The 14154-nt window shown below is 63.5% G+C and carries 16 protein-coding genes; 8 read left to right on the forward strand and 8 right to left on the reverse strand.

Annotated features, from left to right (window positions below):
* Positions 1-145: 145 nt before the first annotated feature.
* The gene (locus ACP2YP_RS04790; protein WP_426422633.1) at positions 146-1351 is read right to left on the reverse strand and encodes an ABC transporter substrate-binding protein; all 1206 of its coding nucleotides are present in this window, start codon (positions 1349-1351) and stop codon (positions 146-148) included.
* Positions 1352-1516: 165 nt separating this feature from the next.
* On the opposite strand from ACP2YP_RS04790, the gene ACP2YP_RS04795 reads away from it, so the two are divergent.
* Both ACP2YP_RS04795 and ACP2YP_RS04800 read left to right on the forward strand, forming a co-directional pair.
* The gene (locus tag ACP2YP_RS04795) at positions 1517-2284 is read left to right on the forward strand and encodes a FadR/GntR family transcriptional regulator (RefSeq protein WP_426422634.1); all 768 of its coding nucleotides are present in this window, start codon (positions 1517-1519) and stop codon (positions 2282-2284) included.
* A 62-nt stretch (positions 2285-2346) separates the two neighbouring features.
* Positions 2347-3960, forward strand: coding sequence for an acyl-CoA synthetase (locus tag ACP2YP_RS04800; protein WP_426422635.1), 1614 nt, complete (start codon positions 2347-2349; stop codon positions 3958-3960).
* Positions 3961-4016: 56 nt separating this feature from the next.
* Here the strand turns inward: ACP2YP_RS04800 and ACP2YP_RS04805 are convergent, their stop codons facing one another.
* Complete coding sequence (locus ACP2YP_RS04805; protein WP_426422637.1) at positions 4017-4358, reverse strand: hypothetical protein; 342 nt, start codon at positions 4356-4358, stop codon at positions 4017-4019.
* A 183-nt stretch (positions 4359-4541) separates the two neighbouring features.
* Here ACP2YP_RS04805 and ACP2YP_RS04810 point away from each other — a divergent pair, with 183 nt between their 5' ends.
* From ACP2YP_RS04810 to ACP2YP_RS04820, 3 genes are all read left to right on the forward strand, one after another.
* The gene (locus ACP2YP_RS04810; protein ID WP_426422638.1) at positions 4542-5345 is read left to right on the forward strand and encodes an MBL fold metallo-hydrolase; all 804 of its coding nucleotides are present in this window, start codon (positions 4542-4544) and stop codon (positions 5343-5345) included.
* A gap of 151 nt (positions 5346-5496) precedes the next feature.
* Positions 5497-6516, forward strand: coding sequence for an alpha/beta fold hydrolase (locus ACP2YP_RS04815; RefSeq protein ID WP_426422639.1), 1020 nt, complete (start codon positions 5497-5499; stop codon positions 6514-6516).
* Between the two features lie 15 nt (positions 6517-6531).
* Positions 6532-7479 carry a fatty acid desaturase gene (locus ACP2YP_RS04820; RefSeq protein WP_426422641.1) on the forward strand — a complete coding sequence of 316 codons (948 nt, stop codon included), beginning with the start codon at positions 6532-6534 and terminating at the stop codon, positions 7477-7479.
* Between the two features lie 55 nt (positions 7480-7534).
* Here ACP2YP_RS04820 and ACP2YP_RS04825 read toward each other — a convergent pair whose 3' ends face one another.
* Both ACP2YP_RS04825 and ACP2YP_RS04830 read right to left on the reverse strand, forming a co-directional pair.
* Positions 7535-7771 carry a hypothetical protein gene (locus tag ACP2YP_RS04825; protein WP_426422643.1) on the reverse strand — a complete coding sequence of 79 codons (237 nt, stop codon included), beginning with the start codon at positions 7769-7771 and terminating at the stop codon, positions 7535-7537.
* 137 nt (positions 7772-7908) lie between these two features.
* Complete coding sequence (locus tag ACP2YP_RS04830) at positions 7909-8889, reverse strand: helix-turn-helix transcriptional regulator (protein WP_426422644.1); 981 nt, start codon at positions 8887-8889, stop codon at positions 7909-7911.
* Between the two features lie 87 nt (positions 8890-8976).
* On the opposite strand from ACP2YP_RS04830, the gene ACP2YP_RS04835 reads away from it, so the two are divergent.
* Both ACP2YP_RS04835 and ACP2YP_RS04840 read left to right on the forward strand, forming a co-directional pair.
* Positions 8977-9621 carry a glutathione S-transferase family protein gene (locus ACP2YP_RS04835; protein WP_426422646.1) on the forward strand — a complete coding sequence of 215 codons (645 nt, stop codon included), beginning with the start codon at positions 8977-8979 and terminating at the stop codon, positions 9619-9621.
* Positions 9622-9637: 16 nt separating this feature from the next.
* Entirely contained in the window at positions 9638-10072 is a 435-nt protein-coding gene (locus ACP2YP_RS04840; RefSeq protein WP_426422647.1) for a DUF6157 family protein, read from the forward strand.
* 3 nt (positions 10073-10075) lie between these two features.
* Here the strand turns inward: ACP2YP_RS04840 and ACP2YP_RS04845 are convergent, their stop codons facing one another.
* Positions 10076-10861 carry an enoyl-CoA hydratase/isomerase family protein gene (locus ACP2YP_RS04845; protein WP_426422648.1) on the reverse strand — a complete coding sequence of 262 codons (786 nt, stop codon included), beginning with the start codon at positions 10859-10861 and terminating at the stop codon, positions 10076-10078.
* Positions 10862-10873: 12 nt separating this feature from the next.
* Positions 10874-11983, reverse strand: a complete 1110-nt coding sequence (locus ACP2YP_RS04850) for a cyclic nucleotide-gated ion channel (protein WP_426422650.1) — start codon at positions 11981-11983, stop codon at positions 10874-10876.
* Here ACP2YP_RS04850 and ACP2YP_RS04855 point away from each other — a divergent pair.
* Positions 11976-12119 (forward strand): hypothetical protein, encoded by a 144-nt coding sequence (locus tag ACP2YP_RS04855; protein ID WP_426422651.1) that lies wholly within the window; start codon positions 11976-11978, stop codon positions 12117-12119. The genes ACP2YP_RS04850 and ACP2YP_RS04855 overlap by 8 nt on opposite strands.
* Here ACP2YP_RS04855 and ACP2YP_RS04860 read toward each other — a convergent pair whose 3' ends face one another.
* A complete protein-coding gene (locus tag ACP2YP_RS04860) occupies positions 12120-12338 on the reverse strand; it encodes a hypothetical protein (RefSeq protein WP_426422653.1) in 219 nt (72 codons plus the stop codon). It lies immediately after the preceding gene.
* Between the two features lie 121 nt (positions 12339-12459).
* Positions 12460-13908 carry a TAXI family TRAP transporter solute-binding subunit gene (locus ACP2YP_RS04865; protein ID WP_426422655.1) on the reverse strand — a complete coding sequence of 483 codons (1449 nt, stop codon included), beginning with the start codon at positions 13906-13908 and terminating at the stop codon, positions 12460-12462.
* Positions 13909-14154: the final 246 nt, after the last annotated feature.

Here is a 14154-nt window from a genome sequence, read left to right on the forward strand (position 1 = left end):
TTGCGCCCTTGTCGTTATTCCTAGCGCAGAGAGTGGCAGTCGGAAAAGGGGCGAACCGGAATTTTCTGAGAGAGCGCTCGCTCGCTTTTTCCGTGGAATGCAATGTGGCGGACCTGCCTCGCGAACGGAGGTCCATCACAAAGCGTTACTTCACCAGCGGACAGCCGCCATCCTTCAGCGGACGGAAAGCCTGGTCGGCCGGCACCTCGGCGAGCAGCTTGTAATAGTCCCACGGGCCCTTGGATTCCTCGGGCTTCTTGACCTGGAACAGGAACATGCTGTGCACCATGCGGCCGTCTTCTCGGAGTACGCCGTTGTCGGTGAAAGCATCCTTCACCGGAAGCTCGCGCATCTTCGCTATCACCGTCTTAGTATCCTTGGTGCCGGCGGCGTGCACGGCTTTGAGGTAATGCAGAGTGGCGCTGTAGGTCGCGGCCTGGTTCATCGTCGGCATCCGCTTGACGCGCTCCATGAAGCGCTTGCCGAAGGCGCGGGTCTTGTCGTTGAGGTCCCAATAATAAGCCTCGGTGATGATCAGCCCCTGCGCGAGCTTCAGTCCCAGGCTGTGCACGTCGGAGATGAACATCACGATCGCAGCCAGGTTCTGGCCGCCGGCGACGATGCCGAACTCGCCGGCCTGCTTGATCGCGTTGATGGTGTCGCCGCCGCCGTTGGCAAGGCCGATGATCTTGGCCTTGGAGGCCTGGGCCTGGAGCAGGAAGGACGAAAAGTCCGCGGTGTTGAGCGGATGCTTGACGCTGCCGAGCACCTTGCCGCCGGCGGCCCTTACGACGTCGCCGGTGTCGCGCTCGATGGAGTGGCCGAACACGTAGTCCGCGGTGAGGAAGAACCAGCTGTCGCCGCCGTTCTTGACGATGGCGCTGCCGACGGTGTGGGCGTTGGAATAGGTGTCGTAGGTCCAGTGCGCGGTGTAGGGCGAGCAGGATTTGCCTGTTATGTCGGAGCTCGCCGCATCCGTCACGATCATGATCTTCTCGTACTGCTTCGACAGCTCCATCACCGCAAGCGCAGTGGCCGAGGTCGGCAAATCGATGATCATGTCGACGTTCTCCGTCTCCCACCATTTGCGCGCGATGGTGGAGGCGACGTCGGGCTTGTTGAGCACATCGGCCGCGACCATGTCGATCGGCTTGCCGAACATCTGCCCGCCGAAATCCTCGATCGCCATCTTGGTGGCCTCGACATTCCCCTGGCCGCCGATGTCGGAATAGACCGAGGAGAAGTCCGAGAGCACGCCGATCTTGAGCGGGGTCTGCTGGGCGGAGGCGGGGGTGATCAGGGCAGCCGACAGCAAGCTGGCCGCAGACACGAGTGCTGCGAAAGGTTTCATGGACGCGTTTCCTCTTGCGGGACTGTTCCGTCCCTTTGTCCGACAAAGTTAGAGTGAGGCTCCGCAGGAGTCAATTTTGCGCTGCACATGCGACATATGACGCAGTTTGACGCGCACTTGGGTCGCTCCTATAGTTTGTCGGACAATCGCCATTGGGAGCCGTTCTTGCCTGTCTCGCCGCTGTTCCGTCCGATCGATGTCGCGCCGGCCTATCAGAAGGTCGCCGACGCCATCGAGCGCGAAATCGTCAATGGCCGCATCAAGCCGGGCGATCCCATCGGCACCGAGCACGACCTCGTGCGGCAGTTCGGCGTCAACCGTTCAACCATTCGCGAAGGCATCCGCGTGCTGGAGGAGGGTGGGCTGATCAGCCGCGACTCCTCGCGCCGCCTGCATGCCTGCCTGCCGCGCTACAGCAGGCTCGCGAGCCGCCTCAGCCGCGCGCTGGTACTGCATGAGGTCACGTTCCGCGAGCTCTACGAGGCCTCGATGACGCTGGAAGTGGCCAGCATCGAAGGCGCGGTCGAGCGCGCGTCGGAGGAGAACCTCGCGGAGCTCACTGATAACCTCGTGCGCAGCGACGCTGTGGTTGGCGATCCCGCGGCGCTTGCCGAATGCGACGCCGAGTTCCACGTGCTGGTCGCAAAGGCCTCGCAGAACCGCGTGCTCCAGCTCGCGCGCGAGCCGGCAGCGCAGTTGTTCTATCCGACCACCGAGATGATCGTGACGGGTGTGGCCGAAGGCGGCCCGCGCCTCGTCGCCGCGCATCGCTATCTCATTGAGGCGATCCGTCGCCGCGACCGCGAGGCCGGGGTGCTGTGGACGCGGCGGCATTTGCAGGACTGGCGGCGCGGTTTCGAGAAGATCGCTTCACTCGATCGGTCGGTCGAGCACATGTACATGGAGCACGCGCAGGCGGCCCGGCACAGATAGCGCAAACAGACAAGACGCAGGATTTCAAACAATAAACTTAAAGACATCACACGGAGGGACACATGACCGGCGACATCGGAGCCACCATCTCGAAAGCGCGCGAGCATTCCATCGGCGATCTCCTGCGCCGATCGGCGGGTCGTGAGCCGACCAAGCTCGCGGTGAGCTGCGGCAGCGTGAGCTGGACCTTCGCCGACATGGATCCGATCTGCAACCAGCTCGGCCGCGGCCTGCTCGGGCTTGGCGTGAAGAAGGGCGACCGTCTCGCCGTGCTCTCGCGCAATTCCCATGCCTTCGCCGCCCTGCGCTTTGCCGTGGCGCGGATCGGCACCGTGCTGGTGCCGATCAACTTCATGCTCAATCCGGATGAGATCAATTTCATCCTGAAAAGCTCTGGGGCAAAGCTGCTCGCGACCGGCCCCGATTTCGTTGAGCCCGCACGCGCCGCGAGCGCGAAGGGTTGCGCGGTCGAGAGGATGATCTGGCTGCCGGGCGAGGATCCCGCCGCGGCGCCTGCTGGCCTCACCACCTTCGACGATCTGCTTCATGCCGACGGCTCGTACCTCGAGGCGTCCGTCGACAGCCGCGATCTCGCGCAGATCGTCTATACCAGCGGCACGGAATCCCTGCCCAAGGGCGCAATGCTGACCCATGAGGCGGTGATGTGGCAATATGTCAGCTGCATCATCGACGGCGGCATGAGTGTGGACGACAAGTTCTTGCACGCGCTGCCGCTCTATCATTGCGCGCAGCTCGACGTGTTTCTCGGGCCGCAAATCTATCTCGGCGCGTCCGGCGTCATCACGGGCAAGCCGACCGCCGATAACATTCTGGCGCTGATCCAGGCGCACAAGGTTACCTCGTTCTTCGCGCCGCCGACCGTCTGGATCGCGATGCTGCGCTCGCCGTCTTTCGACAAAACCGACCTTTCGACGCTCCAGAAGGGCTATTACGGCGCCTCGATCATGCCGGTGGAAGTGCTGCTCGAGCTCCAGCGCCGCCTGCCGGCCGTAAAATTCTGGAATTTCTACGGCCAGACCGAGATCGCGCCGCTTGCGACGGTGCTGCGGCCTGAGGACCAGCTGCGCAAGGCCGGCTCGGCCGGCAAGCCCGTGCTCAATGTCGAGACCCGCGTCGTCAACGTGTCGATGGAGGACGTCAAGGTCGGTGAGGTCGGCGAGATCGTGCACCGCTCGCCGCATCTGCTGTCCGGCTATTACAACGATCCCGTGAAGACGGCGGCCGCATTCACCGGCGGCTGGTTTCACTCCGGCGATCTCGCCACCGTCGATGAAGAAGGCCACATCACCGTGGTCGATCGGGTCAAGGACATGATCAAGACCGGTGGCGAGAATGTCGCGAGCCGCGAGGTCGAGGAGATGGTCTATCGTATCCCTGCGGTTTCGGAGGTTGCCGTCGTCGGCCTGCCCGATCCGCGCTGGATCGAAGCTGTGACTGCGATCGTCGTGGTCAAGACCGGTGAGAAGCTGGATGAAGATGCCGTCATCCAGCATTGCGCCGGCCAGATGGCGCATTTCAAGGTGCCTAAGCGCGTCATCTTCGTCGACAGCCTGCCGAAGAATCCCAGCGGCAAGCTGCTCAAGCGCGAGCTGCGCCAGCGCTTCGTTGGCGGAGAAACGCTCGGCAAGGTGATCCAGAAGAACTTTGGGGCGTGAGCGCCGGGCGATGCTTCTTCACTTCTCCTAGTAAGAATGGGGAGAGGGGACGCGCCTCAATACTTCTTCACGTGCACGCCAAACGCCAGCCACAGCGCCGTTGAGGCGAGGCCGAAGCTGCCGAGCAGCAAAAACGTCGGACCGTAGCCGATCCATTGCGCGATCCAACCGCCGATCGCGGGACTGAGACTTGCACCGACGCCCTGCACGGTGATGACGGCGCCCTGGCCGAGATTGATGCGGCCAGTACCGTCGAGCGAGCGCGCGACCATGCCGGGGACAGCGACTGTCTGCAGGAAGACGCCGACGAACGGCCCGATGCCCGACTGCATGTCGGCCATGAAGAAGTTGACGGCGTAGAGGGGCCACAGACGAGGTGAGGAGGGGCGCGATGTCATCGAGACGCTGAACGTGATGCTGCCGACCGACGGTGGTCTCGCGCAGGAGGAAATGGCCGGCCATTTGTGCCGGGGCGGACCAAAAAGTAACATGTGCTAACCGCGTTGGTTCCTCCGGACTTGCGATCGCGGGACCGCGATGTCATTTCATCTCTGCGACGGTCTCATTTCTGGATCACGGCCATGCCTCTCTGGACCTGCGAAACCTGCGGCGCCCAATTCCCGGACAGCGAAAAGCCGCTCGCACCCTGCCCGATCTGCGAAGACGAGCGGCAGTATGTGAACTGGAAAGGGCAGAACTTCCTGGCCCGGGAGACGCTCGCCGAGCGGCACCGCCTTGTCTGGCGCAACGATCTCGGCCTCATCGGCATCGCGCTCGAACCGAGCTTTGCCATCGGCCAACGCGCGCTGCTGGTCCCCGATGGCGGGGGATACGTGATGTGGGACTGCATTCCGCTGGCAACATCGGAAGCGATCGCGCATGTCAGATCGCTCGGCGGCTTGACCGCGATCGCAATCTCGCACCCGCATTACTATGGCGCGCTCGCCGACTGGAGCGAAGCGTTTGGCGGTGTGCCGGTCTATCTTCACGCTGATGACCGCCAATGGGTGACTCGTCCGCATCCCGCTATCGTGCATTGGACTGGCGATCACCACCGCATCTCAGAGGATCTGCTGCTGTTGCGCACCGGCGGCCATTTCGCAGGCGCCACCATGTTGCACGATGCGCGCGGCGCCGAGGGCAAGGGCGCGTTGTTGACAGGCGATATCGCGCAGGTGACGATGGACCGCCGCTTCCTCAGCTTCATGTACTCCTATCCGAACTACATGCCGCTCAACGCCGCCGCGGTGCGGCGGATCGCGGCGGCCGTCGAGCCGCTCGCCTTCGATCGCATCTATGGTGCGTGGTGGAGCCGCAACATCGCCTCAGGCGCCAAGGCCGCCTTCGCTGCGTCGGTGGAGCGATACATCGCGGCGATCGCCTGACGGTCGGAATCCCATTGCCTTCATCAAATATATGTACTATTGGTACAGTTATTAAGCGGCGACGCAACGAGGCGTTTGCTGGTCCGGCACGATCGATGCATCGTTGTTGCGGCGGGCGCGTTCTGTGGCCTCGTGAGCGGGAGTTGGACCCATGACCGGGCAGCGCGACTACGATATTTTTGAGACCGGCGATGTCACGCTTCAATCCGGTGCCGTCTTTCCATCGCTGAAGCTCGCCTACAAGACCTATGGCACACTGAATTCGACCAAAGACAATGTCATCCTCTATCCGACCTCGTTCAGCGCGCAGCATTTCGACACCGAGTGGTTGATCGGGCCCGACGGCGTGCTCGATCCCACCCGCTATTTCATCATCATTCCGAACTTGTTCGGCAACGGCCTGTCGTCGTCGCCATCGAACTCTAGCCACGGGCCGTTCCCGCAACTCACCTATCACGACGCGATTGCGGCCCAGCATCGGCTGCTGACCGAGCGCTTCGGCATCACAAGACTCGCGCTGGTCTATGGCTGGTCGATGGGCGGCATGCAGGCCTATCACTGGGCGGCGCTGCACCCTGACATGGTTGAGCGTACGGCAATCGTCTGCGGTAGCGCACGCTGCGCGCCCTACAATCATGTGTTTCTAGAAGCCGTGAAGGCCGCGCTCACCGGCGATCCCGCCTTCCGCGACGACCGCTTCGTCGAGAAGCCGGTTGCCGGCTATCGCGCCATGGGACGCGTCTATGCCGGCTGGGCGATGTCGCACGGGTTCTATCGCGATGAACTCTGGCGGGAAGCGGGTTTCATCTCGCTGGAGGACTATCTCGTCCGCGCCTGGGATGCGGCGTTTGCGCGGCGCGACGCCAATGATCTACTGGCGCAAGTCGCCATCTGGCAGCGCGGCGATATCAGCCGCTGCGCGGCATTCGACGGCGATGTCGATCGGGCGCTCGCGGCGATCAAGGCGCACATGCTGCTGATGCCGGGCGCGACCGATCGCTATTTCGACGTCCGCGACAACGAGGATGAGCTCGGCAGGCTGGTCAATGCAAAATCGGCGGTGCTGCATCCGATCCCGTCGCTGCACGGCCATCGCGCCGGCAACCCCGTCAACAATGCGCGCGATCAGGCCTTCCTCAAGGCCGAGGTCGCAGCGCTTCTCAGCAAGTAATGCAGGCCTCCGATCATGACTGACGCGATTGTTTCAGAGCCCAGCCATCGCCTGAAGCCGTTGAGCCCGGCCATGCTGCGCGAATTGTCGGTGCGCTCGAACCTCAGGGGCGCCGCGCAAAGCTTCGGTCATTACGGCCTGATCGTGCTGGTTGGCGCGCTGATCTGGATGATGTCGTCGCGCTATGGCATGCTCTGGGCGCTGCCGCTGATGATGGCGCAGGGCTATCTCGTCGCCTTCCTGTTCATGGCGGTGCACGAGACCGCACACAAGACCGCGTTCAGGAGCCGTGACCTCAACCTCGCGGTCGGCTATCTCTCGGCCTTTGTCATCGGCTTGCCATACGAATATTACTGCCTGTTTCACTGGGATCATCACCGCTACACCCAGGATCCAGACAAGGATCCGGAGCTGATCGTCGGCGTGAAGCCCACATCCGATACGCAACTCGCGATCGCCTATAGCGGATTGCTCCAGGTTGCCGGCCGCCTCCGGCTGATGCTCGGCCATGCCATCACCGGCAAAGTGGTCGTGCCCTGGATCCCCGAGAGCAAGCGCGGCACTATCGTGGCCGAAGCGCGGGCCTACGTTGCGTTCTACGCGTTGCTGCTCGCATTGTCGCTGTGGTTCTCGTCCGCGCTGCTTCTGTGGGTCTGGATCGTGCCGCTGATCATCGGGCAATTCTTTCTGCGACCCTATCTCTATGCCGAGCACACCGGTTGCGACCGTACCCGCAGCGCGTTCCAGAACACCCGCACCACCTATACCGGCACCATCGTCAAATGGATTGCGTGGAACATGCCCTACCACGTCGAGCACCACGCCTATCCCTCGATCCCGTTTCATGCACTGCCGAAGCTGAACGGCATCGTCGATGGTGAAATCGTCTATCGCGGCCGCGGCTATATCAGAACGACGCGCGAAACCTGGGCCTGGTTTCGCCGGCAGCGGAACAGTGTTTAGCCAACGCAAAACTCCGGCCGCAGCGCGACCGGAGCTTTGTCGTGCCGGCACGATATCAGTAGATGCCGTAGGCGCAGACATTCACGACGCGCACGCGCATGCCGTGGCGGGTCTGGACGACGCGCTCCTGGTAGCAGCTGCTCACGCCGGTGTTGACGTAGAGACCGCCATAACCAAAGCCCCAGCCGGGACCCCAGTGGTGGAAGCCGTGGGCCGACGCGGCGGTGGGCGCGAGGGCGGCAGCGCCGAGCGAACCGGCGGCGATCAGACCAAGAGCAAGCTTACGAAACATTTTCATTCTCCAGTGTGGCGCGAAGCCGTTGTTGTGTCCCTGCATCTCGGTCGAGGCGACGCGTGAATGCGTTCACGCGATGAGGCGAGAATTGTGTTCCAGGATTATTTTGTCGGTTGCTGCGAGATGCGCCGCCGTCAGGCTTTCCGCGCCACGCGATAGCGCGCGGCCATCGCCTGCGTCATCTCGGCCATCTTCTCGCGGAGATCGGCGGGCTCCAACACCTCGGCCTCGGACCCGAGCCGCAGCAATTCGGCTGCGGCATGCCATGAGGTCTTGCCGGTCGGCACCCTTGCGATGCGCCAGCCGTCGGCATCAGTCGTCTCTTCGATCTGCGTGCGCGCCCTGACGTAAGGCTGGCTCAGCGCATCAAGCAGCTTCACGCCGATTGGCGACAGCCGCACGATCGCGACGTTCGGGTGCATCTCGGCCTCGAGCCGCAGCGTCGCATCCTGCCAGTAGGCGGCGAGATCGAAATCGGCAGGACGATCGAAACGGTCGTCGAGCGTCGTGCAGTCAAGCACGCGCGCGATGCGATAGGTGCGCACACTGCCGTCGACTTGGCCTGCGAGATACCAGCTGCCGCCCTTCAGCACGAGGCCGAGCGGGGCGACACGGCGCTGCTTCTCGGCGCGCCAGCTCTGATAGCGGATTTTGATGAGTGTCCCGCGTAGAGCCGCGCCGGCAATCGCGCGCAGATGCTTTGGCTCTTCTGCCTCGCCGAACCAGCCCGGCGCGTCCAGATGAAAACGCTCCTGCATCCGGCCGGCGTCTTCGCGCAAGTTTGCGGGCAGCGCCGCCATCAGCTTGTTCTGGGCGGCGATCATCGCGGCATCCAGCCCCAACGCCGCCGCCGGACCCGGCAATCCCACCAGGAACAGCGCGCCCGCTTCGCTCTGCGACAGCCCGTTGAGGCGCACGCGATAGCCGTCGAGCAGGCGGTAGCCACCCTCCGCACCGCGGTCGGCATAGACGGGGACGCCGGATGCCGCGAGCGCGTCGATGTCGCGATAGATCGTGCGCACCGAGACCTCGCAGGCCTCTGCAAGCTCGGGCGCAGTGACCTGCCCCTTGGCCTGGAGGGTGGTGAGGATCGACAACATCCGGCTCGCGCGCATGATCCCTTAAACCATACCTGACAAAGGATGTCAGGTATGGTCGGCTACAGATGCGCCCATCGCAAGCCGGCCCAAGGGAGATTCGCCATGACCGATCCGAACCGCATCACGCTGTATTATTCGCCGCAGAGTCGCGCCACCGGCACGCGGGTGTTGCTGGAGGAGCTCGGCGCGCCCTACGACCTTCACGTCCTCAACATGAAGGCCGGCGAGCAGCGGAGGCCTCCTTATCTCGCCATCAATCCGCTCGGCAAGGTACCGGCGATCCGGCACGGCGAGGCGCTCGTGACCGAGCAGGTCGCCATCTACATCTATCTTGCAGATCTGTTTCCGCAGGCCGGCCTGACGCCCGCGCTCAACGATCCGCTGCGCGGTCCCTATTTGCGCTGGACCGCCTATTACGGCTCCTCCTTCGAGCCCGCGCTGATCGACAAGTTCATGCAGCGCGAGCCTGCGCCGATCACGCAGTCACCCTACGCCGATTACGACACCATGCTGGGTGCGCTCGAGGCGCAGTTGTCGAAAGGGCCGTATCTGCTCGGCGAGCGCATGACGGCTGCGGATATCTTGTGGGGCGTGGCGTTCAGTTGGACAATTATGTTCGGCATCGTGCCGAAGAAGGACGTCTTCGTCCGCTATTCCGAGCGCATCACCTCGCGGCCTGCGTTCCAGCGGATCAATGCGGCGGATGGCGAGATGGCCGCGCAGCATGCTGCGGCCGCAGGAGGATGAAGAGGCCGAATCTCATATGAACAAGCTGATCCATACAACCAACTGTTTCGACACATTCATCCAGGTTGCTGAAGACTGTCCGGTGCGCTCCGGCAAGGAGCCGCCGCCGCGCGCAGGACAGCTGACGGTGGCCGGCCTGCAATACGCGATGATCGTGAAGGCACCTTACAAATACACATCCGACGACGTGATCTTCGCGACCTCAGCATCGGGGCGCGAACTCGATGCCAATGCGACCAAGGCGGAGAAGGGCGCCGTCCGCGCAGCGTTCTTCTCGCGTGGGCAGGCCTGCATGCGTGCCTCAAGCCTCGGCAAACGCTTCGGGTGGGGCGTGCATGCCAACAGCGAAGGCCGCATCGCGATCTACGCCGTCGACAGCAAGCGCTATCAGGCGCTGGCGCGCGATCCAAAGCTCACGCATGTACGCGCGATGCGGTCGAAGCGGGGCTAATCCTCAAAACCTCGGCGCTCGCTTCTCCGCGAACGCCTTGATGCCTTCCTTGATCTCGTCGCCGCGCATGCTGTCGCGGTGGCGCTGGTCGGCAGCTCGCTCATCCAGTTCGCCGCGGGCGAATTCATTGATTGCGCGTTTCATGCCGCGCATCGCGTTCGGGGCATTGCCGGCGAGGATGTCGGCGAGCTTGTCGACTTCCTCGTCGAGTGTCTCCACCGGCACCATGGCGGTGAGATAGCCGATCCGCAGCATCTCCGGCGCACTGATCTTCTGTGCAGTGAGAAACAGCTTCTTGGCGTTGTCGACGCCGAGCCGCGTCACGTAGCGTTTGATGCCGCTCCTGTAATAATGCAGCCCGAGCCGCGCCGCCGGCATGAACATTTCCGCGGTGTCGACGCCGATGCGGAAATCGCAGGCGAGCGCGAGGTCGGTCGAGCCGCCATAGACGCCGCCATTGAGCCGACAGATCGTCGGTACGCCGAGATCCTCCAGCCGGTTGACGACGACTTCGAAGGCCGAGCCCGCGCTCTGTTGTTCGTTGGCGCTCGCTGCCCGCTCGGCGACCGAATTGAGATCGTAGCCCGCGGAGAAGGCGCGTCCCGTGCCGGTCAGGACCAGCACGCGGATATCAGGATCGGCCTCGACCCGGTCGAACAGTCTTATAAGTTCGCCGAGATCTTCCGCCTGGAGCCGATTGAGATGTTTTGGCCGGTTCAAGCGGATGGTGGCGCGTGCACCGCTGATTTCGAACACGGGGGGACTTGCCGCGTCGGCTGCATCCGGCATTCTTGTCTCCATTTACTTGTTTTCGAGCGTGCGGCGCTTCGCTTCGGCGTCGATCGTCTCGGCGAGGTCTGGGTGCCGTGCCATCAGGACGCGGAAGTCGACGAGGTCGAGCACGAGAAGCCGCGACACTTTCGTGGTCGAGACGTTGGCGCCGCGCATGTTGTTGCCGAGCAGCGCCATTTCGCCGAAGAAGGCGCCCTCGCCGAGCTGGACCTTCTTGCCGGGGAGGTCGACCTCGACCGCGCCGGCTGCGATGAAATACATGCAGTCGCCCTGCGCGCCCTTGCGGATGATCATGGTGCGCGCCGGCAGCTCCATGGTGCGCAGCATGTGGGTGACGTCGGCGATGGCCGCCGGGCCCAGCGCCGCGAAGAACGGCACCTTGCTGACGGATTCCCAGGTCTTGAGGAAGTTGTCACGCCGCGTTTCGGCCGCGAACCCGGTCGCCAGAATACCGGTCCAGAGGCCGAACACGCCAAGGCCGGAGATCATCACCAGCGCCGCCACTATGCGGCCGAGCGGCGTGACCGGCACAACATCGCCATAGCCTGTCGTGGTCAGCGTGACGACCGCCCACCACAGCGCGGCAGGGACGCTGCCAAACGTCTGCGGCTGCACGTCCCGCTCCAGGAAATATTCGGCGACGGAGGCCAGGAAGACCACCATCAGGAAGATCACGAGCACGCTGACCAGCGGCCCCGATTCCAGCACCAGCACGCGGCGGAGCTGGCGCAGGCCGGGAATGCCCGGCACCACCTTCAGCACCCAGAGCACGCTCAGCAACCAGGCCGTCTTGGGCTCGGCGCCGAGGATCAGGGCGACCGGCACGGCCAGCGCCCCCAAGGCGTCGACCAGCCCGGCGGAGGAGGACATGTAGAGGGCGAGCCGCCCCTGCTGCGCCATGTGGCGCAGCCGGACCAGCCATTCGAACACGAAATAGACGAGACAGGCCCACAGCAGGAAATCGACCCAGCGATGGGCCGTCTCATAGGCCGGATCGAGCGTCAGCAGCACCATGCTGACCACGCCGACGGTCACGGCCACGTAGGCCGCCTTGGTCATGTTGCGGCCGGCGGTCGCGGCCACGAGCTGGGCCAGAGCGGGAAACATCGGCTTGGACATGCGGAATGGCGGCTCGATCTTGGTGCTGGCGGCCCCGGGCTGGGACTTCGGCGCCAAAGTGCCTGCCCGCACCGAGGCCGTCAACGACGGGGCGGGGCGTTCAGGACGGCATCTGACGCAGGACCAGGCTGAGTGACTACTTGAAGTGTGGTGGCTCGTCGTAGCCGCGGCGGCTGCTCAGGAACACCAGCATCATCAGGCCGATGCCCACGACCACGGAGAACCCCGCTCCTAGCGCCAGTGCCACGTAACCTCCCGTCGGGATCGGTTCGCCTCCGACCGCCATCGCGGAGTAGGCGAAGTAACCAACCGCAACCAGCATTCCCAGCAAGATGATGAGAAGGAGTAGACGCATGGTGCGTTCTCCGGTTGTATCCGGGAACAAACGGTTGTGGCTTTAGGACGGTTCCAGAATTCGGCGCGCCGATTCGCGGGAAAAATAGGCAGAGTGTCGCGGCAGGCCTCGAATCGATAGGTCAGGCACTCTGAGCTGTCTTGACCACCACAACGTTGCTTTCGTCGGGCGGGGGGAGGGCTGCAGGGGAGGTTGCCTTTTCGAGTTCGCCGCAGTGGCGCTTGAGGTAGTCGCGGCGCATGCCGATCTCGTCGCGGACGAATTCGTAGCCGAGCTTGAAGGTATCGAGTCCGTCGGTACTGATCGTGCCATCCCTGAGACCTATGACGGCGCCGCGCAAGATGCCTTCCAGCTCGTCCTGGAGACATTCAATCTGGTCCAGCGAATGGGCGTGCTCGATGCGCTCGCCGACGTCGAGGACAGCGGTCGAAAGCTCGCCAGCCTTCTCCGGCGCGATCCGCGTGATCTTGGCGTAGATCGCCGCGAAGATCGAGCCGATGACGCTGAGCGCTGCGGCGCCCAGATACATCATGTCGCTGTACTTATCCATGAACGACTTGGTGTCGTCGTTGATGTAATCGGCGGCGCCCTGATGCGCCATCACGTAAGCGTCCTTCTCGACGGAGGCCGGCTCGATATGGGTGGCAAAGCCGTTGTCGAGCCCGAGCGCGGACTTGTTCTCGTAGACGATGCGCGCGATGTCGCCTGCGGTGGTCGCCGACATCCTGGACTGCGCGACCAGCAGCCATTCGAGGCCGATCGTGTCGAGATCGTCGTCGGGAATCTCGGGTGACGCGGACAGCGTGCCGGCTGTCAGCGTCTCGTCGGAAATGCCGGGGAATTTGCGCGCCAGTGCCTTGGCTTCGTCGATTGCATTGAGCGTGAAGCCGCCGCGCTTGGCGACCTGCTCATAGGCCTTGTCGCGCACGGCCTTGGAGGCGTGGGCGACGGCAATCACCGCGCTGAAGCCGTTGGCTGGCGCGAACAGCTTGTCCAGCGTCGCACCCTGCGGCGCCATCTGGATTTTCGCGGCGTCGGGGCTGTCGGCGGGAATGTCGAGGATGCTGCGGACGAAGGCGAGCGACGAATCATTCTCGGCGAGAATGGCGACCTTCTTCTTCTTGAGTTCGGCGAGCGATTTGATCTTCTTGTTGCCGGGGCCGAGCAGCAGCACGAGATCGTGCTCCAGGATCGCGAGCGTGCGCGCCCGCAGCGGCACCTTGGCGTCGGTGCGCAGGACTGCAAGATCGGCCTGCCTGCGATCGAACTGCGCGAGCGCCTTGGCGTTGTCGGCGTTGTTGACGATCTTGATCCGGAAACGCGAGGCGTTGTTCTTCAGCAGTGTGGCGAGCTTGGTCGCGAACAGTGCGTCATCGCTGTTGGGAGCGCCGACGGCAAAGGTCAGCGTCTCCGAATTGTGCAACCAGGCGCGCCCGGCCCAGACGGTGGCAAGCGACAGCAGCAGGGTCAGCACGACATACAGCAGGACCTGCTGCTGATTGGTCTTGATCACCTTGGGACGCCGTGGCGGCGGGAGCTCGGTCGATGAGGTCGGGCCTTCAGCACTCATGGCAGCACTCTGGCCTTATTTCTGGATGGCGGGCGGCACGGCCATCGCCGGCGGCACGCTCGAAAAATTTAGTAAGCGTCTGAAAAAAGAACGATAATGCTACCGGAGGATGATAGCGCTCCAGCACGAGAATGCAAATTCCGCGCCGAAGGTAACCCTACCCGACCGATCCGCGTCGTTGGGTCATGCTATCACCGTTTAGCCACAGTTGGCGATTTTCCAGTTCCCCCGGGCTGCATTCCGTCG

This window comes from Bradyrhizobium genosp. A, from assembly GCF_049949275.1.
Taxonomy (GTDB): domain Bacteria; phylum Pseudomonadota; class Alphaproteobacteria; order Rhizobiales; family Xanthobacteraceae; genus Bradyrhizobium.

What these genes read in the sequence shown, in the direction of transcription:
- ACP2YP_RS04790 (WP_426422633.1), bottom strand. Translation starts at nt 1,351, where the DNA reads ATGAAACCTTTCGCAGCACTCGTGTCTGCGGCCAGCTTGCTGTCGGCT.
- ACP2YP_RS04800 (WP_426422635.1), top strand. Translation starts at nt 2,347, where the DNA reads ATGACCGGCGACATCGGAGCCACCATCTCGAAAGCGCGCGAGCATTCC.
- ACP2YP_RS04805 (WP_426422637.1), bottom strand. Translation starts at nt 4,358, where the DNA reads ATGACATCGCGCCCCTCCTCACCTCGTCTGTGGCCCCTCTACGCCGTC.
- ACP2YP_RS04810 (WP_426422638.1), top strand. Translation starts at nt 4,542, where the DNA reads ATGCCTCTCTGGACCTGCGAAACCTGCGGCGCCCAATTCCCGGACAGC.
- ACP2YP_RS04815 (WP_426422639.1), top strand. Translation starts at nt 5,497, where the DNA reads ATGACCGGGCAGCGCGACTACGATATTTTTGAGACCGGCGATGTCACG.
- ACP2YP_RS04820 (WP_426422641.1), top strand. Translation starts at nt 6,532, where the DNA reads ATGACTGACGCGATTGTTTCAGAGCCCAGCCATCGCCTGAAGCCGTTG.
- ACP2YP_RS04825 (WP_426422643.1), bottom strand. Translation starts at nt 7,771, where the DNA reads ATGTTTCGTAAGCTTGCTCTTGGTCTGATCGCCGCCGGTTCGCTCGGC.
- ACP2YP_RS04830 (WP_426422644.1), bottom strand. Translation starts at nt 8,889, where the DNA reads ATGCGCGCGAGCCGGATGTTGTCGATCCTCACCACCCTCCAGGCCAAG.
- ACP2YP_RS04835 (WP_426422646.1), top strand. Translation starts at nt 8,977, where the DNA reads ATGACCGATCCGAACCGCATCACGCTGTATTATTCGCCGCAGAGTCGC.
- ACP2YP_RS04840 (WP_426422647.1), top strand. Translation starts at nt 9,638, where the DNA reads ATGAACAAGCTGATCCATACAACCAACTGTTTCGACACATTCATCCAG.
- ACP2YP_RS04845 (WP_426422648.1), bottom strand. Translation starts at nt 10,861, where the DNA reads ATGCCGGATGCAGCCGACGCGGCAAGTCCCCCCGTGTTCGAAATCAGC.
- ACP2YP_RS04850 (WP_426422650.1), bottom strand. Translation starts at nt 11,983, where the DNA reads ATGTCCAAGCCGATGTTTCCCGCTCTGGCCCAGCTCGTGGCCGCGACC.
- ACP2YP_RS04860 (WP_426422653.1), bottom strand. Translation starts at nt 12,338, where the DNA reads ATGCGTCTACTCCTTCTCATCATCTTGCTGGGAATGCTGGTTGCGGTT.
- ACP2YP_RS04865 (WP_426422655.1), bottom strand. Translation starts at nt 13,908, where the DNA reads ATGAGTGCTGAAGGCCCGACCTCATCGACCGAGCTCCCGCCGCCACGG.